The organism is Proteiniphilum acetatigenes DSM 18083 (genome assembly GCF_000380985.1).
In the GTDB taxonomy this organism is placed as follows: Bacteria; Bacteroidota; Bacteroidia; order Bacteroidales; family Dysgonomonadaceae; genus Proteiniphilum; species Proteiniphilum acetatigenes.
This window is the reverse complement of sequence record NZ_KB905693.1, coordinates 393381-405057: the sequence shown is the minus strand read 5'-3', so window position 1 is coordinate 405057 and position 11677 is coordinate 393381. Positions and strand designations below refer to the sequence as shown.

Sequence of the window (11677 nt, the reverse complement as noted above, 5' to 3'; positions counted from 1 at the left end):
TAGAAATGTTAAAGAGGTTTCTTACAGTTTAGGGGTTAAAAATGTTTAAGTCTGTAGGATAACTCCATTCCGAAGCGATTGACAAAAGCTTCCTTCATCCGATCGGAGACCTCTTCAAAGTCGACTTCATGCCCCAGTTCCTTTTGTATAGAGGTCACACCACGATCCCTGAACCCGCAGGGATTGATATAATTAAAATAGGAAAGGTCGGCATTGGCGTTGAGGGCCAGACCATGCATCGTCACGAAACGGCTTGCCCGCACACCAATGGCACAGATCTTCCTCGCTTTGGGCGGGTCGGCCACATCAATCCATACCCCCATTGCCTTATCATCTTTCTCTCCTTTAATGCCGTAAGACTCCAGTGTATCTATCACTGCATCCTCAAGTGTGGATATATAACTTTTTATTCCCATCCCGAACGATTCCAGGTCAATGATCGGATATACAACTAACTGCCCCGGCCCGTGATAGGTGATATCCCCTCCCCGGTCGATAGTATGCAGATCGATATTCTTGCTTTTACAAACGTGGTTGGCGATAAGCAGGTTTTGTTTGTCTCCATGCTTACCGAGGGTATACACATGCTCATGTTCGCAAAAAAGGAGGTACTGTTCTTTCTCCTCCTTCTTTTCCGATTTCTCCCGGACTACTGATTCGAACAGCTTTTCCTGGTAATCCCATGCTTCCTTATAACGGATACGTCCGAGGTTTTCAAAAATCACTTTTTTAATCATTATTCAAAATTTCAGATTCCAGACTATTTGGGATGTCGGATATCGCCAACTTTCAATTGTCAATTGTCAATTATCCATTGTCAATTATCATCAAACATGCCTCTCCGCATGGTAGGAAGAACGCACTAATGGTCCACTTTCCACGAACTTAAATCCTTTCTCCAGGCCTATGATTTTGTATTTCCGGAACTGTTCCGGTGTCACAAATTCTTTCACCGTCAGATGTTTCCTGGTAGGTTGGAGATACTGACCGATAGTGAGCACCTGACATCCCACACTGATCAGATCGTCCATCGTTTCCAATATTTCCTCTTCAGTTTCTCCAAGGCCAACCATGATACCCGACTTGGGTTTTGCCTTCCCACTCTTTGCAACAGTCTCAATAGTTTTGAGGCTTACATCATATTTGGCTCGGCTGCGCACCTTGGGAGTCAATCGCCTTACGGTTTCCATATTGTGTGATATAATCTCGGGGCCTACTTCTATCACTTTATAGATAAGCTCTTCTATACCATTAAAATCGGGAATGAGGGTCTCAATGGTCACCTCAGGATTTCTCTCTTTGACACGCTTAATCGTAGTCGCCCAGAATCCGGCACCAAGATCGGGCAGATCATCCCTGTCCACACTGGTAATCACACAGTGCTTCAGGTTCATCTTCTCAATACTCTCGGCCAGACGATCCGGTTCGTTCCAATCCACGATCCCTTGCGGACTTCCCGTTTTCACGGAACAGAACCTGCAAGCACGGGTACAGACATCACCTAATATCATAAAAGAAGCTGTTCCCCTGCCCCAACATTCCGATAAATTAGGACATTTCCCGCTTACACAGATTGTATGCAGTCCTTTCCTCGCAATAATTTCTCTTACATCCAGGTACTGCTTCCCTTGGGGAAGCGATATTTTGAGCCAATCGGGCTTTCTTACCATTAATTCGGGTTTGTTATCCATATGCTTTAACTTATTTCTTTCATCACATCAGACAGATAAAAAAAATGCATTCTACCTACTGCATAACGAAAAGTGTTTTTTAAAATGTTATACAGAGAACAAAAATACGATTTTATTCGGGTATTACCCAATTATCGACGTTTCATATGTTTTTTTATCCCTTTCCACTCTCCCACCTTCCTCCTAAACGAACTCCTAACTATTTTTAAACAGCGACCCTACTGTTTGTAACGGCAAAAGATTTATCTTTGCCGTCAAAACGCAGTTAGAGCAGATCATATTGGATTTCCGACTATTACATACTGATCCCAAATCGAATGCCCGGGCAGGCATCATTTCTACCGACCATGGAGAGGTGGAAACACCGGTGTTTATGCCGGTAGGCACCATAGGGAGCGTAAAAGCAGTACATATCAGCGAGTTGAAACAGGATATCGGAGCACAGATCATTCTGGGCAATACCTATCATCTCTACCTGAGACCAGGGCTTGACACCCTGCAACAAGCAGGAGGTCTACACCGCTTCAACAGTTGGAACAAGCCGATGCTGACCGACAGTGGCGGATTTCAGGTTTTCTCACTGACAAAAAACCGGAAGCTCACTGAAGAAGGTGCGGAGTTCCAATCACATATAGATGGCTCGAGACATTTTTTTACACCGGAAAAGGTGATTGATATCCAACGAATCATCGGTGCCGATATCATGATGGCGTTCGATGAATGTACCCCGGGAGATGCCGATTACGATTACGCGAAAAAATCCCTCGCCCTTACGGAACGGTGGCTCGACCGCTGTCTGGCCCGTTTCCGTGAGACAGAATGTCCCTACGGACACCGTCAAACCCTTTTTCCTATCGTGCAGGGATGTGTTTATCCCGATCTCCGCCGCCGTGCTGCTGAAAATGTAGTGGCCAAAGAAGCGGACGGGAACGCAATTGGGGGACTGGCCGTTGGCGAACCTACCGAAAAGATGTACGAGATGGTGGAGCTGGTCAACGAAATTCTGCCGAAGGACAAGCCGCGTTACCTGATGGGAGTGGGCAAGCCGGAAAATATCCTCGAGGCTATTGAACGTGGTGTAGATATGTTCGACTGTATCATGCCCACACGTAATGGACGCAACGGGCAGATCTTTACCAAACAAGGCATAATGAACATGCGCAACGAGCGGTGGAAGGACGATTTCTCTCCCATTGAGGAGGATGGCGCGTCATTCGTCGACACCTTATACAGTAAAGCCTATCTGCGACATCTTATCAATGTCAACGAGATATTGGGATTGCAGATCGCATCCATCCACAATCTGGCTTTTTATATATGGCTGGTACAGGAGGCAAGAAAACATATCATTGCCGGTGACTTCTCGGAGTGGAAGCCGATGATGCTGGAAAACGTGACCAGACGATTATGAAAAAAAAGAATGATTTTCTGAGGTTAAAACGCCTGGACAGGTACATCATTAAAAAGTTCCTGGGCACTTATGTTTTTATGATTGCGCTGATCCTCTCTATCGCAGTGGTGTTCGACATCAATGAGAAGATCGATAAATTCATGACCAACAACGCTACGTTACAAGGAATTATCTTCGATTACTATGTTAACTTCGTCCCCTATTACGCCAACCTGTTCAGCCCCCTGTTTGTTTTTCTTGCCGTCATCTTTTTTACCTCCAAGATGGCGAGCAATTCTGAAATCATCGCCATCCTGTCGAACGGTATCGGTTTTAAAAGGATGATGAAGCCCTATATGGTATCAGCTTTAGTGATTGCCATCTTTTCCTTTATCTTCGGGAGTTACCTGATACCTCCGGCTAATGCTACCCGTATTGAATTCGAACTGACTTACGTGAATCCCCGGAACAAGGTAACGGGCGACCGTGATATTCAGTTCAGAGTAGGGCCACAAACCATTGTTTACTTCGGGAATTTTGACATGACCAGCAATACAGGATATAACTTCTCCATGGATCATTTCGACAGCCTCCAGTTAACATCGAGGCTCACCGCACAATCGATCCGATACGACTCTGCTTATCACTGGACTATCAACAATTACCAGATCAGACGCTTCGAAGGATTGAAGGAGATCATCACCAAGGGTACATCTATAGACACCACCTTGCAGATTGTCCCTAACGATTTTATCATTGCCAAGACAGACCAGCAGATGATGACTTCACCCCAACTACGCCGCTACATCCGAAGTCAAAAGGAACGGGGATTGGGAAATATACAGGCATTCCAGATAGAGTACCACTCACGGATAGCCTCCGTATTCTCGGCGTTTATTCTTACCATCATCGGTGCGGCAATCTCAGCGAGGAAAGTAAAAGGCGGGATGGGTCTCAACATTGGTATCGGGCTGGCACTCAGTATGGCCTACATCCTTTTCATGACCGTAAGTTCCACTTTTGCCGTGAAAGGGGGAATGAGCCCGTTTATTGCCGCCTGGATTCCAAACATTATCTTTGCCGGCATCGCACTCTATCTGTATAAGAGAGCGCCGAATTGATGTGTTGATATGATAATTTGACGATGTACTGATTGCCAATAATAATCAGCTAATCAGTAAATCAATAAACCAGCTAATCTAAATGATATGATACGTAACATACTTATTTTTATTTTAATAGCAACGGCATGGCAAGCCAACGCACAGACAAATTATCCGACTATTGTCATTGAGACCAATTGGGGTACAATGAAAGCGATATTGTATGATGATACGCCCGTACATAGCAATCATTATCTGAAACTGATAAAGGAAGGTTATTTCGATGGCACCCTCTTTCACAGGGTAGTAAAGGATTTCGTAATACAGGGAGGAGCGCAGGATTCACGTAATGCTCCTGCAGGCGCACAGATTGGCGGCGGACGTACCGATATGGAATTGATGCCTGAATTCCGCAAAAACAGATTCCATAAAAAAGGGGCCCTCGCAGCTCCAAGAAGAGGAGATAATGATAACCCACAGAAAAAATCGGATGCTTCACAATTCTACATCGTACAAGGAAGAGTCTATACACAGGGACGGCTCGACTCAATGGAGATGGCTGTAAATGTGCCTATCAAGAACGAAATTATCCGCACCCATTATTTGCCACACAAAGAGGAGCTGGACAAACTGAAAGAAGCTAATGATGCAAGGGGATTCAATGGGCTGTTAGACTCACTTTTAAACGTGGTGGATTCTCTCTATGCAATAGCTCCGGGGAAATTCTTTCTCCCTGAAGAGTTGAAAGAGGCATACACCACTCTCGGCGGCATAGACCGCCTTGATGGAGAATATACCGTTTTCGGGGAGGTGACCGAAGGACTTGAGATCATCGATAAGATCGCTGCCCTGCCTGTCGACAGTAACAGCCGTCCCGAAACTGATGCCAAGATTATAAGGATATATATAGAGTAAGTCTGCCCGGGATTAATCAACGTACTCTTACCAGTAGTGAGAATATCTCCTCATAGTCCTTCAACAAGCTGCAATCACTCAATATTTTTCCTTACGCCGGTCAAAAAAGCCTTCATTTTTTCGGAGTCTTTCTCTCCGATAATATCGAGCAACTCACGCAGCTTCATCCTGATATTCTCCAATTGCTCCGATGTATGTGGATTAAAGAGGATTTCCGTCAGGAGGTAATCATCTTCTGAGAGTAATCCCTGCGCGATATTCATATGCTTCTTAAAGGTCGTGCCCGGTGCATCCTGATGCTTCATCACGGAGGCAAACACCAATGTCGACGCAAAGGGTATAGAGAGTGAGTAGGCAATAGTCTCGTCATGTTCCCGAAACGAATATTCAAACACATTGAGCTTGAGTCGGTGGTACAAATCCCTGAAAAACACCTTTCCCATATGCGACGACTCCGAAATAATGATAGCGCTCTCTCTACTCAGATCGTTAAGACTGGCAAAAGTAGGACCGAACATGGGATGGGTGGAAACATAAGGGCGGGTACGCTCCCTATAGAACTCCTCCAACCCGGTTTTCACCGAAGCAATATCGCTCAGGATGCATGTCTCCGGCAGATAAGGCAATACGTTATGAAATGCCGGAATGGTATATTTAAGCGTAGCAGCATTGATCACCAGTTCCGGGGCAAAATCTTTGACTTCCTCTGCATCGGTCATCCGCTGCGTGTTATAGATAAAACGCAACTTCCGGGGATCAGGATCCAATACAGCCACGTCATGATCGAAACTAAGCACATCGGCAAAGAACGATCCCATCTTGCCGGCTCCAAGAATTAATATTTTCATATGACTAAAATATTTATTTTCAATGGTGTCATATGGAACTCGCTTTTAATCATGCTCTTGTGTGAGAACAATTATCATGCTCGTTTCATACGATTTCCAATTTGGGATTTGAGATTTGTGATGTTGGAATTGAGGATATGGTCAACTTTCCATTGTCAATTGTCAATTGTCCATTGTCAATTCTCCTCTCTCCGTCACCCCAGTCTCCTCATCTCCCAGTCACCCATCTCCCTACATTACTCTTATTGGCATATTATTCACATTGGCATATTAATGAATCATTGAACCTTTTTTACTCTCTCCATGATCACCATCTGCTGACGCACCGATTCCGAATGAATAGCCTCCAGCACTTGTTTGATGAAATCACCCGACATCTCCATCCTTTCACCCTGTCCGGCCCGATCTGTCAGGATCTGGTCATACCGGTGCGTTTGCAGGATAGGCATATCATGTTCCAGTTTATACTGTCCGATCTCTCTGGACACACGCATCCGTTTAGCCAGCAGTTGCAACAGCTCATTGTCCAGTTCATCGATCTGCTCGCGCAAGTCGGAAAGGTCTTCCGTAGTCTGCACCGTATCGCGTATAATAAGGTTATCGAGAATATCTTTAAGGGTAGCGGGCGTAATCTGTTGCGCCTTATCGCTCCAAGCCTCATCAGGCGAACAGTGTGATTCTATGATCAGTCCCGAATAATTGAGATCCATCGCCTGTTGACTCAATTTCGAGATCAGGTTGCGGTCTCCCCCGATGTGACTTGGATCACAGATAATGGGCAATGTAGGAAAACGCCGTTTCAGCTCAATAGGAATATGCCATTGCGGCAGGTTACGATAGATGGTTTTGTCGGGTGTGCTGAATCCGCGGTGGATCACTCCCAATTTCTTTATTCCCGCATTGTATAACCGTTCCAAAGCGCCGATCCACAACTCCAGATCGGGATTGACAGGGTTTTTTATCAGTATCGGGATATCTACTCCTTTGAGTGTATCGGCAATCTCCTGTACTGCAAAAGGATTTGCCGCTGTCCGAGCACCGATCCACAGCATATCGATCCCATATTTCAGGGCCTCATAGACATGTTTTTCAGTAGCCACCTCAGTAGCCATATACATACCGGTCTCTTTTTCGGCTTCCATCATCCATTTGAGCGCAGGGCTACCTATTCCTTCAAAACCACCTGGTTTGGTCCGGGGCTTCCACACGCCTGCCCTGAATATTTTCACTCCGGCATCTGCCAGTTGCCGGGCAGTACTGATCACCTGTTCTTCCGTTTCCGCACTGCAAGGGCCGGCAATCACCAGCGGTCTCTTGTCATCAATACCCGGTAATAAGATTGATTCAAATTCCATATTAATTGTTGTTTGATTATTTTTGAATTAAGAAATTAGACATGAAGAGGTCCAAAATGTGGAGAAGTCTGAGAATAATTTTTTCACTTTTCCACTTTTCCACTTTCCCACCTTCCCACTCTTTCATATGCTTCCTCCAGTTTTTCTACCGACGAGCCAAGCGAGATCCGGATAAACCGGTCTCCGTTGTTTCCAAAGATGGCTCCCGGCGTAATAAATACCCGCGCATTGTAGAGTACATCATCGACAAATGTTTTGCTATCAGGTGCATCACCGGGAAGTTTACCCCATACGAAAAGCCCTACCTGGCGTTTGTCGTAACTGCATTGCAACATATCCATGATCTTCTCCGCCCACACGCGTCGTTCCGCATAGATCTTATTCATTTCGGCATGCCACTCGTCCGGGTTCGACAACGCGGCAATGGTCGCCAACTGCATCGGCTTGAACTGTCCGCTGTCGATGTTGCTTTTTGCCCTGAGCACCCATTTTACAAATTGCGGATTGGACGCCAACATTCCCATACGCCAGCCCGACATATTATGCGATTTACTCAATGAGTTCAGTTCAATACATATCTCCTTAGCCCCTGGTACTGACAAAATACTCATCGGATTGTCGTTCAGGATAAAACTGTAAGGATTATCATGACAGATAATGATATTATGTCTTTTACCGAAATCCACTAATTTTTCGAATAACTCTACTGATGCGTTGGCACCGGTAGGCATATTGGGATAATTGACCCACATCAGCTTCACATTTGACAGATCCATCTTCTCCAACGCCTCGAAATCGGGTTCCCAGTTATTGTCCTCCAGCAGATCGTAGGGTATTACGTTTGCTCTCAATAAATTCGATACCGAACTGTAGGTGGGGTATCCGGGGTCAGGCACCAGAACACTATCACCAAAATTGAGAAAAGCCATCGAAATATGCAGTACCCCCTCTTTCGAACCAATCAACGGTAGCACTTCATCCTCTGCCAACTCCACCTGATAAATCCTTTCATACCATTGGGCAAATGCTCTCCTGAGTTCCGGAATACCCGTATAAGGCTGATAAGCATGTGTATCAGGACGTTGTGCGGCTTCACAAAGGGTCCGGATGGTCTCTTCCGACGGCATACGGTCGGGAGCTCCTACTCCCAGGCTAATCACATCTTTCCCTTCGGCATTCATGCGGGCCACTTCTGCCAACTTCACCGAAAAATAATATTCCGAAATCGATTTAATATGTTCGGCTGGTTCTATCATATCTCTATAAATTACTAATTATCAATTACAAATTACCAATTAATTTATCGTCACGTCAACGTTTTCTCCCCAGTCTTCCCCTTTCCACTCTTCACGTTCCTCTTTCCCTTTTTCATTCTTCACTCTTCACTAAACCCATGTTTCTCTTCCCTATATTCTCCCAGAACTTTTAACCTACTGATCAGCGGCATGATAGCATCTATCGATTGCCGGTAGCGATTATAATCGGTGAAGGTAAGATCAATATAGAACTGGTATTCCCATTCTCTTCCGATAATGGGCAGCGACTGGATACGTGTAAGATTGATATTATAGAACGACAATACCGAGAGTACCTGGGAGAGGCTTCCTTCATTATGAGGCAGTACAAAAACCAGCGACGACTTATTAATATGGTTATCCTTTTGCACCTCCTGTAACATCTCACCCTGCGCCAGAATAAGAAACCGGGTAAAGTTCCTTTTATTTGTTTCGATTCCGGATGCAAGTACTTCCAGGCCATACTTTTCAGCCGCCAATGCGCTGCAAATAGCGGCTGTCGATATCATTTGCTGGTCACGGATATCCCGTGCAGCCAGAGCCGTATCTTCGTGTTCTACAATCTTCACATCCGGTAAAGTATCGAGAAATGCTTCACATTGCATCAAAGCAATAGGGTGTGACATCACTTCTTTGATCTCTCCTATAGGCCTGCCAGGAAGTGCCACCAATGAATGTGATATACGCAGTTTATGTTCACCTGCGATCCGCACATCACTCATTTTCAACAGGTCGTGGTTTTGCAACAAGCTTCCGGCAATGGTATTCTCTATTGCCATCACACCTATCAAATCGGGATCTTTTCTTGTTTCAACAAAAATATCACGAAAAGTGCTGCATGGAACAATTTCCAGTTCTTCACCTTTGAAATATTCGCGGGCCGTAATCTCGTGGAATGAACCCTCCCCTCCCTGAATGGCTACTCGTTTCATCTGATCTGTTTTTTAGATGTAAAAAAAGTCCCATCGTGTAATCGACAGGACTTTATTTATTCTGATATGACTTTTTAAATTATTCTCATTCTGCATATAAAATCCTGCCTTTACCTACTAAAGTAAAAGTAAAACCAGAAACCAAATGCAAAAACAGAACCAATCATTGTATATTTCTTTAAGATCGATATGATAAAAATATCAGATCAATAATGAATGCAAAAGTACTACTTTTTTCTTTTCAACAAACAAAATGAAGAAAAAATGTATCGAATAATTAAAAATTGTACTACAAACCTGTTATAAAACAATTAGAAACCTATCAGTTTTTATATAAAATAGCGACAGTTATAACAAAAATATTTTTATATTTGCGGAAAATAAGATGTGCCTCGGAAAAGCTCAAGCAAGCTTGGTTTTCACTCGGCTTTCATTATTTTTGCACATCAAAAACCAAAAAGACTAATATTCCATACGGCAATGTTTATTTCTTTAACACTAAAGTCATATGGAACTTGCTATAATTATTAATTGGCATGCTAATTATTATCATGCTCGTTTCACAACCATAAATAAATTAATCAATGTTCAAAAATCATCCTAAAGGGTTGCTCGCCGCCTCACTGGCGAACATGGGAGAGCGTTTTGGTTTTTATACCATGATGGCTATTCTCGTGCTTTTTTTAATGACGAAGTTCGGCCTTGACGAGAAGAGTGCAGGAGTTATCTACTCTATCTTTTATGCCTCCATCTATCTGTTGGCACTGGTAGGAGGCCTTATTGCCGACAAGACCCGGAATTACAAAGGGGTCATCTTGATCGGACTGCTCCTGATGGCATTGGGATATGTTATTATTGCTATTCCGACTGCCACGCCCGTACCACCGGATAAATTTGTTATTTTACTGGCTTTAAGCTGTTTCGGGCTTTTTATCATCGCGTTTGGTAACGGGATGTTCAAAGGGAACCTGCAAGCGCTGGTAGGACAGATGTATGATAATCCGCAGTACAGTAAAATGCGTGACTCAGGTTTCCAGTTGTTCTACATGTTCATTAACGTGGGTGCCATATTCGCACCTCTCCTCGCAGTCGGTGTAAGAAACTGGTGGGTAGAAAAGAACGGCTATTTGTACAATGCCGACCTTCCCGCGCTTGCGCACCAATACCTGGGGAATACCATTACTCCCGAGGGGACGACCCGGTTGCAAACCCTGGCATCGGAAGTAGGATTTTCCGGTACAGACCTTGCCGCTTTCAGTAGTGGGTATTTGAACGTGTTTACCACCGGATTCCACTATGCTTTCGCAGTGGCTATCGTGGCCATGATCATTTCATTGATAATTTATGTTTTCAATAAGAACGGATTCCCGGATCCGGCTGATAAACGAATTGACCACAGCGGGAATGCCGCTGTGGTAGAGATGGATATCAAAGAGATAAAACAGCGCCTCTATGCCCTGTTTGCCGTATTTGCCGTTGTTATTTTCTTTTGGTTCTCATTTCACCAAAACGGATTGACCCTCACCTATTTTGCTAAAGACTATACAGACCTGAGCCAGATAAGAGTCAATCTGGGATTTGCCACGTTACAGGGAGCTGAAATATTCCAGTCTATCAATCCTTTCTTTGTGGTATTCCTTACCCCTATTATAGTGGGATTCTTCGGATGGCTCAGGGCTAAAGGAAAAGAGCCTTCCACTCCGCGCAAAATAGCAATTGGGATGGGAATTGCCGCATTAGCCTATGTAGTAATGGCGATAGGATCGGTAGGACTTCCCCTCAAATCGGAAGTTGATGCTATGGGTGGGCTTGCCGATTCGGCACGTGTAACTCCCTGGCTGTTGATTGGCACCTATTTTATCCTTACCGTAGCCGAGTTGTTCATCAGCCCATTGGGGATTTCTTTCGTGTCAAAAGTGGCTCCACCTAAATACCAGGGAATTATGCAGGGAGCATGGTTAGGCGCTACGGCAATTGGGAACGCACTGTTATTTATCGGCGCTATCTTCTATACAAGCATTTCGATGACAGGCACATGGTTGGTATTTGTAACAGCATGTATCATCTCTATGTTCACCATGCTGGCGATGATCAAATGGTTAGAAAGGATCGCAAAATAATCATTATACTATATTGATCGGATAGGAG

At 44.5% G+C, this 11677-nt stretch carries 10 protein-coding genes; 4 read left to right on the top strand and 6 right to left on the bottom strand.

All coding sequences use genetic code 11. The annotated features are described in order from the left end of the window. Nucleotides 1–35: 35 nt before the first annotated feature. Entirely contained in the window at nt 36–737 is a 702-nt protein-coding gene (lipB, locus tag F597_RS20070; protein ID WP_019538358.1) for a lipoyl(octanoyl) transferase LipB, read from the bottom strand. Between the two features lie 90 nt (nt 738–827). After that, nucleotides 828–1691: a lipoyl synthase gene (gene lipA / locus F597_RS0103650; RefSeq protein WP_019538357.1), complete on the bottom strand. Its 864-nt coding sequence runs from the start codon at nt 1689–1691 to the stop codon at nt 828–830. 280 nt (nt 1692–1971) lie between these two features. Between lipA and tgt the strand changes: the two genes are divergently transcribed. The 3 genes from tgt to F597_RS0103635 all read left to right on the top strand — a co-directional run bounded on the left by tgt (nt 1972) and on the right by F597_RS0103635 (nt 5099). Next, entirely contained in the window at nt 1972–3102 is a 1131-nt protein-coding gene (gene tgt / locus F597_RS0103645) for a tRNA guanosine(34) transglycosylase Tgt (protein ID WP_019538356.1), read from the top strand. Then, nucleotides 3099–4202 carry an LptF/LptG family permease gene (locus F597_RS0103640; RefSeq protein ID WP_019538355.1) on the top strand — a complete coding sequence of 368 codons (1104 nt, stop codon included), beginning with the start codon at nt 3099–3101 and terminating at the stop codon, nt 4200–4202. Before tgt ends, F597_RS0103640 begins: the two co-directional genes overlap by 4 nt. Before the next feature lie 87 nt (nt 4203–4289). Beyond that, nucleotides 4290–5099 (top strand): peptidylprolyl isomerase, encoded by an 810-nt coding sequence (locus F597_RS0103635; RefSeq protein WP_019538354.1) that lies wholly within the window; start codon nt 4290–4292, stop codon nt 5097–5099. Nucleotides 5100–5173: 74 nt separating this feature from the next. Here F597_RS0103635 and F597_RS0103630 read toward each other — a convergent pair whose 3' ends face one another. The 4 genes from F597_RS0103630 to F597_RS0103610 form a co-directional block, all read right to left on the bottom strand. After that, the gene (locus F597_RS0103630; protein ID WP_019538353.1) at nt 5174–5947 is read right to left on the bottom strand and encodes a prephenate dehydrogenase/arogenate dehydrogenase family protein; all 774 of its coding nucleotides are present in this window, start codon (nt 5945–5947) and stop codon (nt 5174–5176) included. Between the two features lie 278 nt (nt 5948–6225). Then, nucleotides 6226–7302 carry a bifunctional 3-deoxy-7-phosphoheptulonate synthase/chorismate mutase type II gene (locus F597_RS0103625; RefSeq protein WP_019538352.1) on the bottom strand — a complete coding sequence of 359 codons (1077 nt, stop codon included), beginning with the start codon at nt 7300–7302 and terminating at the stop codon, nt 6226–6228. Between the two features lie 83 nt (nt 7303–7385). Continuing rightward, on the bottom strand, nt 7386–8558 hold the full coding sequence (locus tag F597_RS0103620; protein WP_019538351.1) for a pyridoxal phosphate-dependent aminotransferase: 1173 nt from the start codon (nt 8556–8558) through the stop codon (nt 7386–7388). Between the two features lie 119 nt (nt 8559–8677). Then, on the bottom strand, nt 8678–9529 hold the full coding sequence (locus F597_RS0103610; protein ID WP_019538350.1) for a prephenate dehydratase: 852 nt from the start codon (nt 9527–9529) through the stop codon (nt 8678–8680). Between the two features lie 584 nt (nt 9530–10113). On the opposite strand from F597_RS0103610, the gene F597_RS0103605 reads away from it, so the two are divergent. Next, complete coding sequence (locus tag F597_RS0103605; protein ID WP_019538349.1) at nt 10114–11649, top strand: peptide MFS transporter; 1536 nt, start codon at nt 10114–10116, stop codon at nt 11647–11649. Nucleotides 11650–11677 lie beyond the last annotated feature (28 nt).